The sequence below is a fragment of the Gloeocapsopsis crepidinum LEGE 06123 genome, from assembly GCF_015207655.1.
In the GTDB taxonomy this organism is placed as follows: Bacteria; Cyanobacteriota; Cyanobacteriia; order Cyanobacteriales; family Chroococcidiopsidaceae; genus Gloeocapsopsis; species Gloeocapsopsis crepidinum.
On the sequence record NZ_JADEWN010000014.1, the window covers coordinates 18,085 to 41,093 of the forward strand.

A 23,009-nucleotide genomic window follows, 5' to 3' on the forward strand; every position below is an offset into this window, starting at 1 on the left:
CGATGGGTCGTCCGCAGAAAATACAAGAAATTGTGCCAGGATTTTGGCAGATTTTACAGCGCTTTCAACCATATATTCAAAAACAGCAAGCGTTAGTGATTGGATCGTTGTTGGCACTCCTTGCTGAAGTGGGGTTGCGACTTCTAGAACCTTGGCCCTTGAAGTTCGTGTTTGACCGCGTGATTGATCCTACAGGCGAAGCATCAGGGATTGCTTGGATTGATAATCTGACGCCAACGACACTGTTATGGCTGTCGGCATTAGGACTTGTGTTAGTGACTGGGCTGCGATCGCTTGCGGCATATGGTAGTACCGTAGGTTTTGCCTTGACGGGAAACCGCGTTCTCACTGAGGTACGCAATGATTTATATCGCCACTTGCAGAGTTTATCGCTGTCGTTTCACACGAAAGCTAAAGGTGGCGAACTAACGATTCGAGTCATCAGTGACATTGGCTTACTTAAAGATGTTATTGTCACCGCGTTTTTGCCTCTACTAGGTAATGCGTTGATTTTGGTGGGAATGGTAGCATTGATGTTCTGGTTGCATCTTGAATTGATGCTGCTGGCACTTCTGACTGTTCCATTGTTCTACATTGCTACAGCAAGGTTAAGTAGCCGAATTCGCGATGTCTCGCGCAAACAACGTCAACGAGAAGGCGCAATGGCTGCAACTGCTGCTGAATCAATCAGCGCAATTAAAATTGTCAAAACGCTGTCGTTAGAAGAAACCTTTGCACAGACTTTTTCAGGTCAAAGTCACAAAAGCTTAAAAGATGGCGTGAAAGCTAAGCGGTTAGAAGCAAGTTTAGAACGAACCGTCGATCTGTTAATTGCGATCTCAACTGCAATTGTTTTAGGACGCGGTGCGCAATTAGTTTTGAGTAATGCGCTGACGCCTGGTGACTTGCTGGTTTTCTTATCTTACTTAAAAAACGCTTTTAAACCTGTCAAAGACTTTGCCAAATATACCGGAAGACTCGCCAAAGGAACTGCCGCAGGCGAACGCATTATTGACTTACTTGACCAAAAACCCGAAGTTCAAAACCTTCCAGGCGCAAAACCTGCACCGCCATTCCAGGGTTATGTTCAATTTGAAAACATCACGTTTGCCTATGAACCAGGACACCCCACACTCAAAGATATTGATTTTAGTGTCGCCCCTGGTCAGCAAGTTGCTTTAGTTGGGCATTCTGGAAGTGGCAAATCAACATTAACCAGCTTAATCCTGCGGCTTTATGACCCAGATCGCGGTCGCGTACTGATTGATGGACATGATATTCGCGAATATACAGCGACATCACTGCGGGCGCAAGTTAGTGTGGTGTTGCAAGAGAGTTTGTTATTCGCCGGAAGTATTTGGGAAAACATCGCCTATGGTTCGCCCGATGCTACACCTGAGGAAATCATTACTGCGGCAAAAGTTGCGAATGCGCATGACTTCATTCAAAATCTCCCGCAAGGCTACGATACTCTAGTAGGCGAACGCGGGGTTACACTTTCTGGCGGACAGCGACAACGAATTGCGATCGCCCGCGCAGCTGTGCGTCAAGCACCAATTCTCATTTTGGATGAACCGACAACAGGTTTAGATCAAGAAAATGAGCAAGTTGTTGTCGAAGCTTTAGAAAGACTGGCTTGGGGTAAAACGACTTTCACGATCGCCCACGATCTTTATCTAGCAGCGCGTGCTGATTTGATTCTTTATGTCGAAAACGGACGCATTTTAGAACGCGGCACGCATCAAGAACTGATGCAAGCAAACGGTCGCTATGCCGAACTATACAACCTACAAGCCGCACAACGAGATCTCAACAATCGTCAGGAGGCAACTCATGTTACCCGCTGATAGCAGCTTAATTCATCGCGATGCTGAATTATCAGGATTAGCGGTATTACTCGATGTTGATGCTTTGGCAGCTGTACTACAAGCAGAACTACCTGAAATTAACATTCAATCAATCCGCAGTACTTATGTACGGTACAAGCGCGGAACTAACTGTTTAGTTGCTTATGAATTGAATGTCGCAGGAACCAAAGTTCCGATTTATGCTAAAGCCTTTGGTGCAAATAGCTGGAATAAATTACAAAAGTTTAGAAATCGAACCAGCGTACCAGGATCGTTAGGTATTGGTCGGGTGATTTTAGAAGCTTACGGAATTGCAGTGTGTTTTTTCCCCAATGATAAAAATCTCAAACAACTGCCGCAGCTTGTCGATCAGCGAACTCGCAAGCATCTGCTAGACAAAATGTCTGCAACTGATTTGTGCAAAACACAACTGTTGAATTTGCGGTATAAACCAGAAAGGCGATATGTAGGGCAACTGCGTACTGATACTAACATTCAGGCAGTGCTAAAAGCATACACAAAAGAAGATTTCCTGCAAGCTAAAACAAACGCCCAAGCATTTCATTCAGGTACAGTTTTAAATGTCGCACCAACCTTGGGTTATTCAGATCGCGATCGCCTATTAGCATTTAAATGGATACCACAATTACCATTGCATGAAGCGATCGCCCAGCCACAATTTAACTATGATACGATTACGCTTACAGGTGCAGCTTTAGCCGAAGTTCACGCCCAAAATCCCGCAAACTTAAATATTCTTAGCCGTAACGCTGAAGCACAAAGTTTATTGTCGATTGCTGCCGATTTAAGCTTTATTCATCCTCAAATCGCTGATTTAGCTCAGAATTTAGCACAACAATTTACAGAACAATTACTATCACTACCTCAGCTAACAATTCCAATTCATGGTGACTTTAACGCCGAACAAATATTATTAGGAGAAAATAATGTGACCTTTCTCGACTTCGATCGGGCAGTTCGCAGCGATCCTGCAGCTGATTTAGGCTCATTTGTTGCTCGATTAGAATATGACAAATTACGCGTTAACTTGCCATCATACCGCTTAGAACGTATTAAGGAAGCATTGTTACAAAGCTATCAAGCACCATTCCTACTTAACCGCATCGAGTTATACACAGCGATCGCTTTATTTCGTCTGGCGTGTGAGCCATTTCGCTATCGCGAACCAAATTGGGATGAAAAAACTGTGATGATTTTACAGCAGGTTGAGACAATTTTACAGCCATTAAGCACACCTCAATCAGCATAACAGGAGGTGTATGAGTACCATTTCAGTTATCGATCCCTTTGATGTTGTCCGTGATGCAAAAATGCCATTTTTAACACAAGCATTGCATCCTGAAGTCGTCCAACAGCAGTTCGATCGGCTTTCACTGTGGCAAAACACGCACCCGATAAAACTACAAGCGATTCGCGTCATTCGCTATAAGCCAGGGCGTCGGTGTTTGATTGAATATGATGTTGTTGAAAATCAATCAGTTGTCACGTTAATTGGCAAAACCCGTGCGAAGGGACTCGATCTTTGTACCTATCGTCTGCTGCAATTACTCTGGCACAATGGTTTTGATGCCAAGAGTGGCGATCGCATTTCGGTTCCTGAACCCATCGGGGCAATTCCCCAATTTCAAATGTGGCTACAGCGTAAAGTTGCTGGTACAGTTGCTACGAATTTACTACTACAACCTGACGGTATTGCCTTATCACAGCACATTGCCCAAGCCGCGCATAAGCTACATCAGGCAAATATTGTTCCTCGCCGCAGCCATACAATGGCAGATGAACTACAGATTTTGCACGATCGCCTGTTGAAGGTAGTGCAACTATATCCGCATTTGTCACAACGTATCGAGAGGTTACTTGTAGCTTGCGATCGCCTCGGTACTGCGACGCCAGAGTTAGAAAATAGTGGCATTCATCGCGATTTTTACCCCGATCAAGTTTTAGTTGCAGGCGATCGCATTTACTTGCTTGATTTGGATCTTTATTGTCTTGGCGATCCGAGTTTGGATATTGGCAACTTTATTGCACATGTAACTGAACAAAGCTTGCGTACTCTAGGCAATGCAGATGCTTTAATAGATCGAGAAGAAGCGGCGATCGCTGAATTTACTCGTCTATCTAGTACTGCAACTCATGTCGCCATCCAGGCGTATAAAACCCTGACGTTAGCGCGACATATTTACATTAGTACGCTATTTCCTGAACGGCAAAAATTTACAGAGACACTCTTAGAACTTTGCGAACAAAGGTCTGTAGCCTCTCATTATGTGTGAGAACGGATTAATGACAATAACATCAACCAAAATATTAACACAACTCACCGTATTAGGTGTTTTTTCAATCTTGACAAATGCTCCTGTTAGTGCATCAGAAATTTCTAGCACTACCGAGCTACTTGCACAAGTGACATCGGTGTCTCAGTTATCTGATGTAGCACCTAATGATTGGGCATTTCAATCACTCCGCGCGTTGGTAGAACGCTATGGTTGTGTTGCAGGTTATCCCGATGGAACGTATCGCGGCGATCGCGCTTTAACTCGATATGAGTTTGCAGCAGGGTTGAATGCTTGTTTAGATCAGATCAATACTTTGATTACTTCTAGCACAACAGGCGCAATTCGTCAAGCAGATCTGGATACCTTACAACGATTGCAAGCTGAGTTTGCGCAAGAACTAGCAACGTTACAAGGAAGTGTCGATCAACTTGAAGCCCGTACTGCTGAACTTGAAGCACAACAATTTTCGACAACAACACGACTCGAAGGCGAAGTTTTATTTGCGGTGAGTGGCGTTACTGGCGATCGCAAAGCTGATGGTAGCGATGAGGAAATTAATGATAGCATCACACTCAACAATCGTGTCCGGCTCAACTTTATTACTAGTTTCTCTGGTTCTGATGCCTTCCGAGTGCGTTTACAAGCGCGTAATATCCCTGAATTAGAAGATGCGGCAGGTACGCCAATGGCAAATTTGGGGTTTGATGGTAATAGCGAAAATCGCATAGAAGTAAGTCGGATGGATTATGCTTTTCCGCTGGGCGATCGCGCCCAAGGTTATTTGAGTTTTGTCGGTGGAGGCTTGGGCGATTTTGTCACTAACGTGAATCCGCTATATGGTAGTAGTGGTTCGGGTGCAGTTTCACTGTTTGCGCGAGAAAATCCAGTGCGACGACAAGGAAGTGCGCCTGGGGCAAGTTTTGCGTATAGCTTTAGTGATGCTGTTACTTTAGAAGTTGGGATTGCAACGAGTGACGCAACTGATCCAGAAGTAGGTATTTGGCAAAGTCCTTATGCAGCGATCGCGCAGTTAACTGTACAACCCATCGAAACTTTAAATCTCGGTTTAACTTATGTTCGTTCGTACAACAGCATTAGTACGGGTACAGGTAGCGAATTATCCAACGATCCGTTTGATGGTGATGCAGATGCGATTACGGGAAACTCGTATGGTGTCGAAGCCGCATTACAAGTGAGTCCTAATTTTACACTTGGTGGTAGAGTTGGTTTGATTCAAGCAACCGCAACTGATCTTGATGACAATCCTTCGGCAGATATTTTCACTTGGGCTGTGTCGCTTGCTTTCCCTGACTTAGCCGGAGAAGATAATTTAGCGGGTATCATTATTGGTCTACCGCCCAAAGTCGTGAGTAATCAACTTGATCCAGATTTAGAAGAAGATGATAGTTCCTTACACCTTGAAGCTTTCTACCGCTTTCAAGTTAACGACAACTTAGCAATTACTCCTGGTGTTTTTATGATTACCAATCCCGAACACGATGCAGATAATGACACGATTTATGTAGGAACTGTCCGCACGACGTTTGAATTTTGAAGTAGAGAAAGGGTAATAGGTAATTGGTAATCGGATTTCACTCTATTGCTAGAAGCGTAACTACGGTAAGTTCAAGATATAAATGAATAAACACAAGCTGGTGTAGTTCAGTTTCATTAAATACAAATGCGATCGCATCAAACTTCAGGTCGATGGCGTTTAGGTTTAGCCTTGTCGCTATTGACGGTTTTCTTGTGGGGAATTTTACCCATTGCTTTATCAGTAACACTCCAAGCACTTGATGTTTATACACTTACTTGGTTTCGATTTTTAATTTCCTTTGGGTTACTCGCAATTTATTTAGCTAGCCGCCAGCAGTTACCCCAATTGCAAAAACTCCGCAGCGCAGGGTTAGGACTTGTTGTCGTTGCTACAGTATTTTTAGGAATAAATTACTTACTCTTCGTACAAGGTTTAACGCTAACATCGCCTGCAAATGCCCAAGTCTTAATTCAACTTGCACCAGTATTATTTGGGATAGGTGCGATCGCATTTTTTAAAGAACGCTTTAATCGCTATCAATCCATCGGGTTGAGTACCCTTGTGCTTGGTTTAGTGTTGTTCTTTAATGAGCAACTACAGAGTTTACTCACAGCAAATTCTACTTACCTTATCGGTAGTGGTATTCTTGTACTCGCAGCTGCAGCTTGGGCAGTGTATGCTTTAGCACAGAAACAATTACTGCGATCGCTTTCTTCCGCAAACGTAATGCTACTGATCTACGGTGGTTGTGCGCTGCTATTTACGCCTGTGGCGACACCGTCAACAATTCTGACGCTGAGTCTTTTACACTGGGGAACGCTACTATTTTGTGGGTTAAATACTTTGATTGCCTATGGTGCATTTGCTGAAGCCCTCGAACATTGGGAAGCTTCGCGGGTGAGTGCAGTTCTTGCATTAACTCCAGTTGTAACTTTGGCATCCGTAGAGATAGTATCATCACTCCTTCCTAAGTGGATTGCCAGCGAACAATTAACATTGTTAGGCTTGATTGGAGCCATTTTAGTTGTGAGTGGTTCAATGGCGATCGCTTTAGGGAGATCGCGTTAAATGCAGTAGCTTGGTAGATATACTTCTTATCTTTACCCCATCTACTTATGAGTAAACAATTAGATGAAACTGTTTCTAGAGAAATCGCCAATAATATCAAAAGTAAAGCTAAAGACAGCTTTGATAACGCCTATAAAGCAGCCTTAGCCACTGAAGGCGCGCTGTATGTTCAAGGCTTTTTAGTTTTAGCAGCAAAACCTTATCGCATCATCGAACACAGCTGGATTGAACTCGAAGAACAAATTATTGATCCGACACTGCCTTTTTTAAATCACAAAGCACAAGATCTTTACTACTATCCTGCACAGCAACTTACACTAAAGCAACTCAAAGCCGCCATAGAAGAAGCACAAGAAGATTATCCTGAAGACAATCCCCTGCCAGTTTACGGTGCTGCACCTTATGAATACTATGGTGATGTCATGTTGGGTGGTGCTGAATACTTAGCAGCATATCAAGCCGCCGAAGCTAAATGGAAAGAGTTAAGCGATCCGCAGTACAATTAGCGGCGATCGCATTTATGCAGAAATATTAACCCGCATCCTGATCGAGTAGCAAATCTTCGACATTTCGCAGTGAGTGGAACTGATACCCACACAAGCCCACTAAAGACATACACAAAGCACAAATTACGTATAGCACAGATATACCAGCGCCTGTACCCGTGCCAAATAATCTGCCAAAAAATGGTGTTAGCATACCTCCTGGATGCATTGCAGGTTCAAAAACGTTGTCAGCTAGTAATCCAGCAATCAAGTAGGCAAATGCCGAGGTTAGTTGTTCAACTAAGGAACGTGCAGCAAACACGCGCCCTTGAATATTAGGATGAACTTTTGTCATCCAAATTGCCGTAGTAGAACTGCCACTTAAAGGAGCATAGAGTGATGCGCTAAACTGAGCTAACATCCAAATCCAAGGTGATTGACCTAAGCCCAACACAGTTTTACTTAAACCAATTCCAGCCATACCAATTAGAACTCCTTTGATCCGGCGCTTGAAACCACCCCAGCGGCTAATGATTAAAGCGCCAATCACACCACCTACACCTGCTGCTGATGCTAAGCTACCCAGAACGACAGTATCGTTGCCGCTACGTGACAAAATCATTGGGGTGTAAAGCAAATCGCAGATATCATAGGGTAGCCAAAACAAAAATCCGGCAATAAGCAGTGCAAGCATCCCTCGACGTGCTCGAATGTAACGCATCCCAAACACAAATTCTCGCCAAATATTCGGATTAATTTGACTTTCGGCTTCATCTGGTAAAGGTTGAGGAACTTTGACAAGTAAGATACTGCTAATGGCAATCAAAAAAGTCACAATATCAATCACACAAATGCCAGCCAAACCAATTGAATAGTAAAGATATCCTGCTAATGCTGGACCAACAATATTAGCACCATAACCCGATACAAAATCTAGGCTACTTGCACGGGCATAATGCTTTGTTGGAACCATTAATGAAACTGATGCAGAGTAGGCAAGCCACTGAATTTGATTAAAAGTTCCCGCGATCGCACCTGTAACATATAAATGCCAAACTTGCAACTGATTGGTGAGATACAACAAGACAATCATGACGGTTAGAGTGACAGTAATCGTATCACCCAATACCATCAACAATTTACGATTACATCGATCTACAATTACCCCAGCGATCGGACTAAATAAAATACTAGGTAGCAGCGTAAAAAAATCTACTAGCGCTAAAGAAGTCACTTGACCGCTAAATTCCCATGCCCAAATATTAAAGGCGAAGGTACTCATTGTACTGCCAATTGTTGAAACTAGCTGACCGCTCCAGACGATAATAAAGTTACGCAGGCTGGGAGAAGGCGACATTTTTTATTTTGGATAAAAAGTTTTGAGTTTTGAGTTCTGGAAAGCGAACAAAGGTGCCGGAGGCAAATATTTTAAGTTTTAAGTTTTGTTAGCGTAGCGGTGCCTTAGCACGTTTTGAATTAGAAGAACTCTCTTAAACTCAACACTCAACATTCATAACTCATAACTCTTGCTAGGATAATAGTGACCAATTACCAGTCTTTAAGGTATGTTTATTTTCATCTACCTATTGACTACTTATTTTTGAACCCGCACCCAGTAGGTATTGAGAAATATCATCTAAAATAGCATTTGCGCATAAGATATTACCAACAATCCAATAACCTGAATTAACTGTGTAAATACGGTTATTTTTAACAACATTAAGTAATTGCCAAATTTGATTATCGCGATATCTTTTAAAGTTATTTTCCGAACCTGGATCGAGTGCTACAAACATGACATCAGCATCAAGTAATTCTATACTTTCTAAACCTACCAATACATAACTATCAGCAGGATTGCTGACTTTTTTTTGTGCTTCTGGTATGGAAAGCCCAACTTCTTCTAAAATTTTAACAGGAAATGAAAATTGATTTTGAAACTGCGTTAGAGGCGAACCCCCATAGAAACGAATAATAGAAACTTCAGTATTTTGATGCTTTTGTTCAATAGCTGCCCGCAGTTTTTCTACGCGCTGTTGATATAGGTTTAATGCTTGCGAAGCTTGCGTCTCTCTATTTAGCATTTTGCCGAGTAGTTGCAAGGTTTCTTTCCAAGCTGTTTCATCAAATTGTATCGATACTGTTGGAGCTATTTTTGAAAAAATTCCGTAATTTTCTGCACCAATTTCTAGCCCTAAGATTAAATCTGGCTGTAATTCCACAATTTTTTCTAGATTAAGCAGGCTCTCTTTACCAATAGAAATTATCCCCTCAATTTTGTTACCAAACTGAGGACCTCGACTACCTAAAGCATTCGATTCAGCAGCAGCAATTGGTTTGAATCCTAAGCCAACTACAGCATCTAAAACGGTTTCATCTGTCACTATAATTCGTTGGGGATTTGTAGGAATACAACTTTCTCCCAACTGATGTTTTGTAACTTGACATTCTGATGTTGTAAATTGTCCCCTTGGGTTGCCTTTAGTAGCAATTTGGTTTGAGCAAGCTATCACTAAAAGATAAGTGAAAGTCACAAGTAAAACAAACTGAAAAAAATGATGTATATTTCTCTTCATCCTGACTACCCAAGGGTTAAATTATGATGAATTACCAAGTTATGCGGTAATTGACACTAAGAGTTCTCCCTCGTGCTGGAAACCGATACGAATTACCGAGAAAATCACCTTGGAATTGATTGAAAACAGGAGTGTATTGGGTATCGAGTAAATTTTCAATGCCAATATCAATTGTGCCTGCACCAAGTTGAATACTGCTGATGTAGTCCAAGACGAAATAGCCATCGATTGGTCCATTATCTGAACCAGCTTCAAAACCGCGATCGCGATCGCCAACGTATAACGCTTGCAAACGGTTGCGCCAGCCAGGGGTTGTTTGATGTTGTAGATAAGCCGTGAGTTTAATCGGCGGGACTTCTGCAGAATTGAGTGCTTGATAATCGCCATCACCCTCAAGATCGTTCTCACCTTCTTGCCATGTCAACGAACCTCCCAGTGCAAGTGCTGTTGTTGCTTGCCAATCAATCGCCGCTTCAATACCATAATTTCTTTGGGGTGCGCGTGCTAAAAGCAAAGTACCAGGTAACTCAGGATTTTCAACTAAAGTTGTTCCCAAATCAGATTGACTGTAGAATCCAGCTAGCGATGCTTGCACTGTGTTCCAGTTTCCCCGAATACCAATTTCGTAGTTATTCACTTTTTGCGGTTCGGAAATATCAACATCGCGATCAAATCGAAACCCTGTAGTAGCGTTAGAAAAGAGAATGCGGGCAATTGGTGCTAGCGAAAAACCTTGCGCAAAGTTAGCATAAACACTGATTGTATCACTTGGTTTAAAGACAACTCCGCTGTTGAATACCACATCGTCCAAAGTACGATTACCACCCTCGATTGGTTCGAGGAATTGATTAGTAAAGTCGGGGACATCAATTCCAAAGCGTTCGTAGCGCAAGCCACCACTTAACAACCATTGTTCGCTGACGTCCCATTGAAGTTGTCCAAATAAACCAAGGTTTTCAATACTAAAACGGGGATAGAATGTGCGAGTTTCAGCAACACGTAAAACTCGACCGCCAGTTGCATCAAATTCATCGGCGTCGAAGATTGATAATTCATCTTCTAGATTGGCATTTGAGTAGTCAACTCCCCACAGTAAGTTTGCTGTGTTAAAGACAGGAGTTTCAACTTGAAATCTTGCTCCCCACTTGTCATCAATCGCGTTGCGGGTTGTAATTCCTAAGGGGTCATCGAAGGGTCTACCATCAAAGAATGTTGGTACAATGCGCGTGTAGCGGTAGTAAACTTGAGCATTTAATTCACTCCCAAATAAGTTGGCGTGATTGTAGTCAAGCGTTAGGGCATAATTTAAAGTCCGTGGTGGATCGACTCCGATATATATCGGGTCAAAGGGAATCGCACGGGCTTTACGCTCAAAAGGTAACAAGTCTACGCTGAGGTCAGAGGTGATGCTTGGGTCATTGCGATCGCGTGTTAAGTTTGCAGTCAATTGTAAGCGTTGGTTTTCGTCAAAGCGTACCCCGACTTTACCTAATGCTTGCGTTGTTGCGGTTTCTGCCGTATTTTCATCAAAGGGAATGCGCGAACCTTCAGCATCATAATTAATCCCCGTCGTTCGGCGCGACAACAGCGCAAAAACATCAAAGTTACCTTCAGCAATTGAAATTGAATGACTGAAGAAATTGCCAAAACTGTCAGCTGCTAAATTGTCCGCCGCCTCAATACCTACCTGAGTTTCGGAAACTAATCTGTCTTCGCTTGGTCTGCGGGTAATAATGTTAATCACCCCTCCTGTTCCACCATCTCCATACACCGCAGAAGGACCGCGGACAACTTCAATTCGTTCTACTGCACTCGGTGCAATACTTCTCAGGTCGCGTTGATACCCAACATTACTATCGTTTGAGGTGACTGGAACACCATCGATTAAAACTTGAGGTGGACGACCGCGTATCGTTGAATTTCTGATAGTTCCTGTTGGTGGACCTGCACCAGGAGTTAATTTACCGATAATATCGTCTAAGCCTCTCGATACTGGAGCTAATTGCTCAATCTGTTCTCGTTCAATGATTGTTACAGTACGCGGGACATTTTGTAACTCTTCTTCGGTGCGCGTTGCTGTCACGACGAGTTCAATTGCTTCGTCATCAGGTAATTGTTCGGATTGAGTTGTGTCTGGCTGGGGTGGCGTTGGTGCTTCTTGTTGAGGTGTAGTTGGTGTTGTTGTATCTGGTTGAGGTGACGCTGGCGCGCTTGATGTTGTTGCACTTGGCGTTACACCCAAAATTAAACCTTCATCGCTGTCAAATAAATCTAGTGTAGGAACACCTTGCGTGCCTGTAACTACCAATCGAATTGTTTGGTTATCAAGGTTTGTCAGGGCGATCTCTGCAATTCCTGAAACTGGATTATTTTGACGAAATTCTCCTGATGGTAGACGCAGTTGTGCTGATTGAACGTCAGCAGTTAATACATTACCTTCACTTACAGGTGTCACTTGCAACTGTTCGCCTTGGGTTGTTTCTAGAATGACTTCCAAACCTTGGTCGGTTTGTTCAACCCTGACGTTGCTAATCTCTATAATTTGAGGTTGCACCAGCTGTGCTGTCTCGGATGGTTGTCTGTCCCTCAGTAGTGGCTTGGCTAACGTTGATACATTTCTATGACTTTGTGCTGAAACCTGTGCCTCTTCACAATTCGCACTAGTCGATAAGACAACAATAATTGAACCTGCTAAAAACAAACTTGGCAGTAATTTGACATTCATTATTTTTCTTACACCGAATCGCTACCTTCACACCGCAGTTAACAACGCCAAAACTTATCGCTATAGATTTGCACTATTGCTATAAACAGCTAACCTTAGATGCAAATAAATTTATACTCTATCTTGGGTTTGTTGAAAATACTTATCATATATTTCTTATCTTAGGTAAGTACCTCATTCATCTACAGCTTGTTAATTTTGCTGATATAGCTCACTTAGCAGCTTTGTTTTCACCCTTAAATTTTATACCTCTATCTTAGGATCTAAATACTTATTGATAATAATAAGCGATTAATTCTGTAACAAAGATAACAAATTTTTATTCTTTGGGGATTGTAAAAAATAAAAAATTGCATTAAGTGTATAAAGACAGTTGAAATAAATTCTCATCTATTGCTGCAGGGATTTAAGCGGCGATAGCAACTCCGGTGTTTTTGACAACAGCAATTTATTCTTTGTGTTTGTGGCTCCTCTTTTGATGGAGTTTTAGTCCTTGCTTCTGTGGTGTAAAGTGCTGTCAACTGTGTAATTCTCTGCATCAAGGTTTTAAAAGTGCAATGATTCAGCCTGTTAATGGTTCGGAATTTCTTTTTGGTCAGTATTCCAGCGTTATAGAAATATTACGGTATCAAAGTGCTACACAACCGGATGCAGAAGCGTTCAGCTTTTTGGTAGATGGAGAGCAGCAAGCCGTAACGTGGACATATCGAGAATTAGAGTGGCGATCGCGTGCGATCGCAGCACAACTCCAAGCTTTGGGTTTAAGTGGAGAACGCGCCTTATTGCTGTATCCACCAGGGTTAGATTATTTAGCGGCTTTCTTCGGATGTTTATCTGCTGGAGTGGTAGCCGTTCCAGCTTATCCACCACGAAATCAACGCAATACCCCCAGAATCTTATTAATACTGCAAGATGCACAAGCGGCAATTGTTCTGAGTACATCTCAGGCGTTAGGTCAAATACAATCATTATTCGGAACCGTAAATTATACGTCGCTAAAATGGCTTGCGACCGATAATCTGACACTCGACATTGCCCAAGCATGGCAAGAACCATCGATTAATCAAGACACTCTTGCCTTTTTACAATACACTTCCGGCTCGACAGGTACGCCCAAGGGTGTGATGCTGACGCATGGCAATTTGCTACATAATGCCGCTTCTACCTACTTATACATGGAGCATTCACCGAGTAGTAAATTTGTAACTTGGCTACCAATTTATCATGACATGGGCTTGATTGGGGGCGTACTCCAGCCTTTATACGGGGGATTTCCTTGTATTATGATGTCACCTGCGTTGTTTCTACAACGCCCGTATCGTTGGTTACACGCAATTTCTCAGTATGGCGGAACGACTAGCGGTGCGCCTAATTTTGCCTACGAGTTATGTACTCAAAAAATTACTCCCGAACAGCGCTCAACACTCGATTTGAGTAGCTGGAGTGTCGCTTTTAATGGTGCGGAACCAATTCGCCACGAAACTCTAGAACGCTTTGCACAAACTTTTGCCGAATGTGGTTTTCGTTCCGAAGCTTTCTATCCCTGCTATGGAATGGCGGAAGCAACTTTGATGGTGTCGGGTAGTGTCAAAACTGCCTTACCAAAGGTAAAAACTATCGAAAAGTCTTCATTAGAAAGCAACCACATTGTTGATGCAACTCCTGGTGCAGAGAATTCAGTGTCTTTAGTCAGTTGCGGTCGTAGTTTACCACAGCAGCAAATCATTATTGCTAACTCCGATTTAACTCGTTGTGCTGCAAATCAAGTTGGTGAAGTTTGGGTATCTAGCCCTAGCATTGGAAAAGGTTATTGGAATCGTTTAGAGGAAACAGCGCAAACCTTCCAGGCTTACCTGCAAGATACAGCAGAAGGACCATTTTTGCGGACTGGAGATTTAGGATTTTTGCATCAAGGTGAACTTTTCATCACAGGTAGAGCGAAAGATTTAATTATCATTAGAGGACGCAATCTCTATCCACAAGATATTGAATTAACAAGTGAAGGTAGTCACTCTGTACTTCGTCAAGGAAGTTCTGCGGCTTTTACGATTGAGATTGATCGTGAAGAACGGCTTGTTATTGTGCAAGAAGTCGAGTTTCGTGCCAAACCTAATGTCGAGGAAGTCGCTGCTGCGATTCGTCAAGCAGTCACAGAAGAACACGAGGTTCAAGTTTATGGAGTAGTTTTGATCAAAGCTGGTACTATTCCTAAAACTTCTAGCGGTAAGATTCAGCGCCGTGCGACTAAAGCGCAATTTTTGGCGGGGGGTTTGGAGGTTATTGGAAGTAGTATTTTTGATAACTTGCTAGCATTAGGTACAAAGAATTTGACGCGAGAAGAATTGCTGGCTGTCGATTCACCACAAAGGCTAGAACTCGTTGAATCATATTTACAAAGTTTAGTAGCGCGGATACTACAAATTACACCTCAGCAGTTAAATTTAAAGCAGCCCTTGACTCGTTTTGGGTTAGATTCCCTAAAAGTTTTTGAGTTAAAAAATCGAGTTGAGGAATTAGGGGTTGTTGTCGCGATCGCTGATTTGTTTGAAGGTATCACGATAACTCAGTTAGCACAGCAGATTCTTGAGCAAATGACTTCCGGCAATTCGGTTGTATCAACTATCTCCACAGTTGAAAGGAATCAGCCTCACTATCCCCTTTCTTACGCGCAACAACGCTTGTGGTTTATCAATCAACTGCAACCAGATAATGTTGCTTATCATATAGCGATCGCTATTAAGATCGAGGGATGTTTAGATGCTTCTGTACTAGTTAGCTGTATTCATGAAATTATTAAACGCCACGAAATTTTACGCACCAGCTTCGAGGTGGTTAACGGTGAACCCGCTCAAATCATCTCTTCTAATACCACGATTACTGTACCTCAATTAGATTTACGTCATCTGTGCGATCGCGAACAACAAGCTGAACTACAAAAGTTATCACAAGCAGAAATCCAGTTACCCTTTGACTTAGGAAAAGCTCCATTATTACGGGCAAAGATATTACAGCTTGCTACAGATAATTCAATACTATTACTAACCTTGCATCATATCATTGCTGATGGTTGGTCAGTTAAGGTTTTGGTTCAAGAGTTATCAATACTCTATCAAGCTTCTATCGGAAAATCCTCTTCACTTCCAGAACTACCAATTCAATATTTAGATTTTACTGCTTGGCAAAGACAATGGTTGCAAGGCGAAGTTGTCGAAACTCATCTAGCTTATTGGAAACAACAGTTAAGCGGACTTTCTGTTTTAAAGTTACCTACAGATTATCCGCGACAACCTATCCAAACTTATCGAGGAGCGCAGCAAAAATTTACATTATCTCTAGCTTTAACTAATAATCTCAAACAGTTCGACGGAACTTTATTTATGACTTTGTTAGCGGCGTTTAACGTTTTACTTTACCGCTATACAGGTCAAGAAGATATTGTTATTGGCTCGCCAATTGCAAATCGTAATAGTACGCAAATAGAAAGCTTAATTGGCTGTTTTATTAATACTTTAGTTTTGCGAACTGAGTTGGATGGTAATCTCAGCTTTCAAGAATTAGTTGGACGAGTAGGTAAGGTAGCAGTTGATGCTTATATTCATCAAGATTTACCGTTTGAGAAACTCGTAGAAGAATTACAGCTAAGTCGAGATTTGAGTTACCATCCGTTATTTCAGGTAATGTTTGTTTTACAAAATTCTGATTTAACAAATATTGTTCTACCAGAGTTAAGTTGGAAAACTAGAGAACTAGATACTAGTACAGCTAAGTTTGATCTTTTCCTATCAATGATCGACAGTGAAGAAGGGTTAATTGGAACACTGGAATATAATACTGATTTGTTCAAAGCTGATACTATTAGTCGGATGATAGTTCATTTTCAAACTTTACTAGAAGCTGTAGTTATTTACCCAAACGAGTGGATTTCTCGGCTACCATTATTAACACCTACTGAACGCCAGACTTTATTACACGACTGGAATAATACTCAGATAAATTATCCTCAAAATACCTGTATCCATCATTTATTTGAACAGCAGGTAGCTAAAACTCCAGAAAATATTGCTCTAATATTTGAAGATCGCCAACTTACCTACCGTGAGTTAAATCAACGTGCTAATAAACTTGCACATTATCTCATCAAACTAGGCATTAAACCAGATGTCATGGTTGGTATTTGTATGGAACGTTCCATCGAGATGGTAGTAGGAATATTAGGCATCTTGAAAGCTGGTGGTGCTTATGTTCCTTTAGATCCTACTTATCCAAAAGAACGTTTAGCGTTTATGTTGGCAGATTCCCAAGTATCAGTATTATTAACACAACCCAGCTTGAAGCAATTGCTAGGAAATCGAGCGCAAGTTGTGTGTATCGACACTGAAGATACAGTATTTGATAATTGTAGTTCAGACCCAGTTGTTGATGTAAAGTCACAAAATTTAGCTTATGTCATTTATACTTCTGGTTCTACAGGCAAGCCCAAGGGGGCAATGAATGTGCATCGAGGATTGTGTAATCGCTTGCTATGGATGCAAGAGACTTATCAATTAACTTCATGCGATCGCATTCTGCAAAAAACGCCATTCAGCTTTGATGTTTCTGTTTGGGAATTTTTCTTACCTTTAATAACAGGTGCAAGCTTGGTAGTTGCTAAACCAGGCGGACATAAAGATGCTAGCTATCTTGTCGAACTCATTGCACAGCAAAAGATAACAATACTTCACTTTGTCCCCTCAATGCTGCAAGCTTTTCTGGAGGAACCAGCATTAGAAAAGTGTCAGAGTATTGCAAAAGTTATTTGTAGTGGTGAAGCATTGCCCTTTAATTTACAAAAGCGCTTTTTTGAACGGTTAAATGCTGAATTACACAATCTTTATGGACCTACAGAAGCATCAATTGATGTTACAGCATGGCAATGTCAAAAAGATAGTCATGATAGAATAGTTCCGATTGGTCGTCCTATTGCTAATACTCAAATATATATTTTAGATAAACATTTGCAACCTGTTCCAATTGGAATTTCAGGAGAGTTGTATATTGGTGGTATTGGACTAGCACGAGGTTATTGGAATCGACCTGATTTAACCAAAGAAAAGTTTATTTCTAGTCCTTTTGTAGCAGGCGAACGACTTTATAAAACAGGAGATTTAGCACGATTTTGCCCTGATGGAAATATTGAATTTTTAGGTAGAATTGACTATCAAGTAAAGATTCGCGGTTTTCGGATAGAAATTGGAGAAATTGAAGCCGTACTTCAACAGCATCCACAAGTACGAGAAACTATCGTTGTTGCTAGAGACAAATTAAACCAAGATCAAACTTGCTTAGTCGCCTATATAGTTTTGACACAAAAAGCAAACATTTTTGTGAATGAATTGCGAGACTTTCTCAAAGAAAAGCTTCCAGAATACATGCTGCCTTCGGCTTTTGTCATATTAGATGAATTTCCCTTAACAGCTAATGGTAAGATTGACCGTTTTGCTTTACCTTCACCTCAAATAGGATTGGAAATAAGGACAAACTACCAACCACCACAGTCTGAAATTGAAAAGGCGATCGCCCAAGTGTGGCAACAGGTATTGCAGTTAGAGAAAGTGAGTATTCATGATAACTTTTTTGACTTAGGTGGACACTCAATCATGATGCTTCAGGTCAATAACAAACTGCGTCATATCTTACAGCGAGATATATCTGTAGTGTCAATGTTTCAACATCCAACAATTCACTCGCTAGCGCAGTCTTTGAATCAACAACTATCGCCACCTATGTTTGGAAAAACTCAAAACCGCGCCCAAAAACAAATTGCATCAATGCGTCGGCAATCACTGCGACAAGGTAGATAAATAATGAGCGCTACAGATCATGATAGTTTAGAAGGTATTGCCATCGTTGGTATGGCTGGGCGATTTCCTGGCGCAAAAAATATCACCGAATTTTGGCAAAATTTATGCAATGACGTAGAATCTATTTCTCACTTTCGCGATGAGGAATTAATAGCTACTGGAATATCTCCAGCGTTAATCAATCATCCTAATTATGTAAAAGTCGGTGCTTTCTTAGAAGATATTGATTTATTTGATGCAGCATTTTTTGGGTTTAACCCCAAAGAAGCAGAAATGACTGATCCGCAACACCGATTATTCTTAGAATGTGCTTGGGAAGCCTTAGAAGATGCTGGCTATGATTCACTCCGCACTGAAAGTCGAATTGGCGTTTATGCAGGTGCGAGTTTAAGTAACTACTTATCATTTAATTTTAACGACGATCAAATAGGCTCAGCTCATAGTTTCCAAAAATTACTGGGGAACGATAAAGATTTTCTGGCTACTCGCGTTTCTTATAAACTAAATTTAACTGGACCAAGCCTCACAGTACAAACTGCTTGCTCAACATCATTAGTCGCAACATCATTAGCTTGTCAAAGCTTACTCAACTATCAATGCGATATGGCTTTGGCAGGTGGAATTTCGATTCGAGTGCCTCAAAAAACCGGATATTTGCATCAAGAAGGGGGAATTTTATCTCCTGATGGTCATTGTCGCGCTTTTGATGCCAATGCACAGGGAACGATTATTGGTAATGGCGTGGGAGTCGTTGTTTTAAAACGGTTATCGGATGCGATCTCTGATGGAGACAACATCTACGCTACAATCCGCAGTACTGCAATTAATAATGATGGTGCTGGTAAAGTTGGTTATACGGCTCCAAGTGTAAACGGTCAAGCAGAAGCGATTATCGAGGCATTAGCTTTAGCGGGTGTAGAACCTGAGAGTATTAGTTATATTGAAGCGCACGGTACGGGAACGGCTTTAGGCGATCCGATTGAAATTTCTGCCTTGACGAATGCTTTTCGTACTAGCACCCAAAAAAATAACTTTTGTGCGATCGCTTCGGTGAAAACAAATATTGGGCATTTAGACGCCGCTGCCGGAATCGCTGGTTTAATCAAAACTGCTTTAGCTTTAAAACATCAACTAATACCGCCTAGTTTAAATTTTTCCCAACCAAATCCTAAAATTGACTTTGCCAATACTCCCTTTTATGTCAATACAGAGTTGAGACAATGGCAAGCAAATGGAACGCCACGTCGTGCAGGTGTTAGTTCTCTCGGTATTGGTGGAACGAATGCTCATGCAATTTTAGAAGAAGCGCCAGTGGTTGAAGCATCAAGCCCTGCTCATCCTTGGCATTTACTCGTTCTTTCTGCTAAGAGTGAAACAGCTTTAGAATCTGCAACAGCCAATTTAGCTGCATATCTCGCACAAAATCCTCATTTAAATCTTGCTGATGTCGCTTATACCCTCCAAATAGGGCGCAGAGAGTTTAATTATCGTCGGATGGTAGTGTGTCAAAGTATCAGCGATGCGGTGTCTGCTTTGAAGGCAAAAGAACCACAAAAAGTATTACCACCTACAGAAGCAAACTCGATTACTTTTATGTTTCCTGGGCAAGGTTCGCAGTATGTCAATATGGCGCGGGAACTCTACGAATATAAGCAATTTCAGGAAGAAGTAGATCGATGTTGTCTCATACTAAAACCGCATTTAGGTTTAGATTTGCGTTCAATCATTTATCCTCGTGAACTTGAGAAAGCAGCGATACAACTCAAACAAACATCTTTAGCGCAACCAGCGTTATTCGTTATTGAGTATGCTTTGGCTAAATTGTGGATGTCTTGGGGCATTGTTCCGCAAGCGGCGATCGGTCATAGTATTGGGGAATATGTTGCAGCTTGTCTTGCCGGTGTTATATCAATTGAAGATACGCTTGCTTTGGTTGCTTGGCGCGGAAAACTCATGCAACAAATGCCAGCAGGCGCGATGCTTTCTGTTGCTTTATCAGAAGCAGAACTAAAACCATTACTTCATGAAAACTTATCTTTAGCTGCTAGTAATGCGCCGAATTTATGCGTTGTCTCCGGAAATTTTAAGTCAGTTGACGCTTTTGAGGAAAAACTCATTAGTTTGGGGGTAAACTGCCGTCGCTTACATACTTCCCATGCTTTTCATTCTCAAATGATGGAACCTGTGTTGGAACCATTTATCAAGCAATTGAAAAACATCAAATTGAATTCTCCGCAAATTCCTTTTATCTCAAACCTTACGGGAACCTGGATTACAGCCGAACAAGCAACAGATGTTAACTACTGGGCACAGCATTTACGGCATACAGTACTATTTAATGCAGGTATTTTGACATTATTGCAAGAAGAAAACCGAATTTTCTTAGAAGTAGGGGCAGGACGAACATTATCTACTTTAGTAAAGCAACATCAATCTCTACAGCAATTAGTATTACCTTCACTCCGCCATCCCCAGGAAGAGAAATCTGATATTGCTTGCTTGCTTCATACCTTGGGACAACTTTGGTTAGCAGGAGTTGAAATTAATTGGTCTGGATTTTATTCTTCGGAAAAACGTCACCGCCTTCCTTTACCAACTTACCCGTTTGAGCGTCAGCGTTATTGGATAGATCAAATCCAAACAGAAAGTAACAAACAAAATCAAAAATTAGATCTCAATGACTGGTTTTATGTACCTTCATGGAAGCGAACGATATCGCCTGTATATTTAAATCAGAGTAGTATAAAGACAAAAAAATCTTGGTTAATATTTCTTGATAATCGTGGTGTGGGTTGCCAAGTTGCAGAAAGACTTAAGCAAGCAAATCAAGAAGTAGTCATTGTTAGACAGGGAGAAGAATTTGCTAAATGCAATCAACAAGAATATATAATTAATCCTGAAATCAGAGACGATTACGATGTTTTGCTCAAAGAGGTTTGTAGTTACAATCAACCCCAACATATTGTTCATTTTTGGAGCGTTACATCTAATGAATGTTTAGAATGGGAAGAAATACAAAAATGTTTCTGGAGTCTATTATTTTTAGTGCAAGCATTAGGAGAACAAAAAACTGATATCAGTATCGATATCATCTCCAATTACTTACAATACATAAACGATAACGACAATTTGTGTCCAGGGAAAGCAACAATTCTCGGACTCTGCAAAGTTATTTCTCAAGAATATCCAATTACTTGTCGCAGTATTGATATTGCATTTGATAGTGAGCGATCGCCTCTGGCGCTGCGCTTCGCGCAATCGCACCAACTAACTGACAGCCTATTTGCAGAAATTACTAGCCCATCTTCAGACTCGATTATTGCATACCGAGGTAGTCAACGTTGGGTGCAATATTTTGAAAAGTTACCAGTTAAAGACGCAACCTCAAATACTCCTAAGTTACGTCAAGGAGGAGTTTATCTCATTACAGGGGGATTAGGGAAAATTGGACTAGAAATTGCGCAGTATTTAGCAAAGACAGTAAAAGCTAAATTAGTGTTAATTAATCGTTCAGGATTACCTGTAAAAACTGAATGGCAAGATTGGTTATCTCATTATGGTGAAGAAGATCTCATTAGCAGCAAAATCCAGAAAATTCAAATCCTTGAAGAATCGGGTGCTGAAGTTTTAGTGATGCAAGCTGACGTTGCTAACTGCGAACAAATGCAAGCGGTAGTCAATCAAACCTGTCAGCACTTTGGGACAATTCATGGCGTCATTCATGCTGCGGGAGTTCCTGGGGAGGGCTTGATTCAATTAAAAAGTCCAGAAACGGCAGAAAAAGTTTTTCTACCAAAGATAAAAGGGACACTTGTATTAGATAATGTTTTACAGGACATTAATTTAGATTTCTTTGTTTTATTTTCTTCAATTACTTCGATTTGTGGTGGTTTAGGGCAAGTAGATTATTGTGCTGCGAATGCATTTCTTGATGCTTTTGCCCAAGCTAATTTTTACAACCGTGATAAATTTACTGTTGCAATTAATTGGGATACGTGGGAAGCAAATAACTGGCAAGACTCACTCACAGCATTTGCTCCAGATATTCAAGCTTGGTTTCAGCAAATGCGTACCCAATATGGCATAAAATCTTGGGAGGGAGTCAAGGCTTTTGAAAAAGTTCTCTCTTGGCAATTACCACAAGTCATTGTCGCGGCACGCAGCATTCAAGATGTTATTGCTCAATATGATAGGTTAAAACTATCCAATTTATTAGAGCAATTAGATAAAAGTTCTAGTAGAATTACATCAGCACAAAATAATTCAAAAAACAAAGTTGCACCACGAAATTCTATTGAAGCTAAAATTGCAAAGCTTTTTCAAGAAACTTTGGGAATTGATAAAGTAGGAATTCATGATAATTTCTTTGATTTAGGTGGTAATTCCTTAATAGGTACTCAACTTGTTTTTCAGTTGCAGCAAGAGTTTCAAACTAACATCTCTATTAAACTCTTATTTACTGCTCCTTCTATAGCAGAACTAGCCTTAGCAATTGAAGATCAAATGATTGAAGAGTTGAATCAACTCACTGATGAAGAAGCTGCGGCAATTTTATCAGGTATTTAACAAAATTCTTACTAAATAAACTTTGAAGATTAGTCGATCAAGTATTAAGTGATGACTGGCGGTAATCG

Annotated in this window: 11 protein-coding genes; 8 read left to right on the forward strand and 3 right to left on the reverse strand. The window is 41.1% G+C overall.

What is annotated here, in order from left to right; translation table 11 throughout:
- Positions 1 to 2: 2 nt before the first annotated feature.
- From IQ230_RS07865 to IQ230_RS07890, 6 genes are all read left to right on the forward strand, one after another.
- A complete protein-coding gene (locus IQ230_RS07865; protein ID WP_193931469.1) occupies positions 3 to 1,847 on the forward strand; it encodes an ABC transporter ATP-binding protein in 1,845 nt (614 codons plus the stop codon).
- Positions 1,834 to 3,117 carry an aminoglycoside phosphotransferase family protein gene (locus IQ230_RS07870; RefSeq protein ID WP_193931470.1) on the forward strand — a complete coding sequence of 428 codons (1,284 nt, stop codon included), beginning with the start codon at positions 1,834 to 1,836 and terminating at the stop codon, positions 3,115 to 3,117. Before IQ230_RS07865 ends, IQ230_RS07870 begins: the two co-directional genes overlap by 14 nt.
- A 10-nt stretch (positions 3,118 to 3,127) precedes the next feature.
- Positions 3,128 to 4,141 (forward strand): phosphotransferase, encoded by a 1,014-nt coding sequence (locus IQ230_RS07875; RefSeq protein WP_193931471.1) that lies wholly within the window; start codon positions 3,128 to 3,130, stop codon positions 4,139 to 4,141.
- 10 nt (positions 4,142 to 4,151) lie between these two features.
- Positions 4,152 to 5,699 carry an iron uptake porin gene (locus tag IQ230_RS07880; RefSeq protein ID WP_193931472.1) on the forward strand — a complete coding sequence of 516 codons (1,548 nt, stop codon included), beginning with the start codon at positions 4,152 to 4,154 and terminating at the stop codon, positions 5,697 to 5,699.
- Positions 5,700 to 5,825: 126 nt separating this feature from the next.
- Positions 5,826 to 6,749 (forward strand): DMT family transporter, encoded by a 924-nt coding sequence (locus tag IQ230_RS07885; protein WP_193931473.1) that lies wholly within the window; start codon positions 5,826 to 5,828, stop codon positions 6,747 to 6,749.
- A 47-nt stretch (positions 6,750 to 6,796) separates the two neighbouring features.
- The gene (locus tag IQ230_RS07890; protein WP_193931474.1) at positions 6,797 to 7,255 is read left to right on the forward strand and encodes a hypothetical protein; all 459 of its coding nucleotides are present in this window, start codon (positions 6,797 to 6,799) and stop codon (positions 7,253 to 7,255) included.
- A 25-nt stretch (positions 7,256 to 7,280) separates the two neighbouring features.
- On the opposite strand, the gene IQ230_RS07895 is transcribed toward IQ230_RS07890, so the two are convergent.
- The 3 genes from IQ230_RS07895 to IQ230_RS07905 form a co-directional block, all read right to left on the reverse strand.
- Complete coding sequence (locus IQ230_RS07895; protein ID WP_193931475.1) at positions 7,281 to 8,591, reverse strand: MFS transporter; 1,311 nt, start codon at positions 8,589 to 8,591, stop codon at positions 7,281 to 7,283.
- Between the two features lie 226 nt (positions 8,592 to 8,817).
- Positions 8,818 to 9,810 carry an iron-siderophore ABC transporter substrate-binding protein gene (locus IQ230_RS07900; RefSeq protein WP_228054681.1) on the reverse strand — a complete coding sequence of 331 codons (993 nt, stop codon included), beginning with the start codon at positions 9,808 to 9,810 and terminating at the stop codon, positions 8,818 to 8,820.
- 31 nt (positions 9,811 to 9,841) lie between these two features.
- Complete coding sequence (locus IQ230_RS07905) at positions 9,842 to 12,535, reverse strand: TonB-dependent receptor domain-containing protein (RefSeq protein WP_193931476.1); 2,694 nt, start codon at positions 12,533 to 12,535, stop codon at positions 9,842 to 9,844.
- Positions 12,536 to 13,092: 557 nt separating this feature from the next.
- On the opposite strand from IQ230_RS07905, the gene IQ230_RS07910 reads away from it, so the two are divergent.
- On the forward strand, positions 13,093 to 18,375 hold the full coding sequence (locus IQ230_RS07910; RefSeq protein ID WP_193931477.1) for a non-ribosomal peptide synthetase: 5,283 nt from the start codon (positions 13,093 to 13,095) through the stop codon (positions 18,373 to 18,375).
- 3 nt (positions 18,376 to 18,378) lie between these two features.
- Positions 18,379 to 22,941 (forward strand): type I polyketide synthase, encoded by a 4,563-nt coding sequence (locus IQ230_RS07915; RefSeq protein WP_193931478.1) that lies wholly within the window; start codon positions 18,379 to 18,381, stop codon positions 22,939 to 22,941.
- The last annotated feature ends 68 nt before the right edge of the window (positions 22,942 to 23,009 follow it).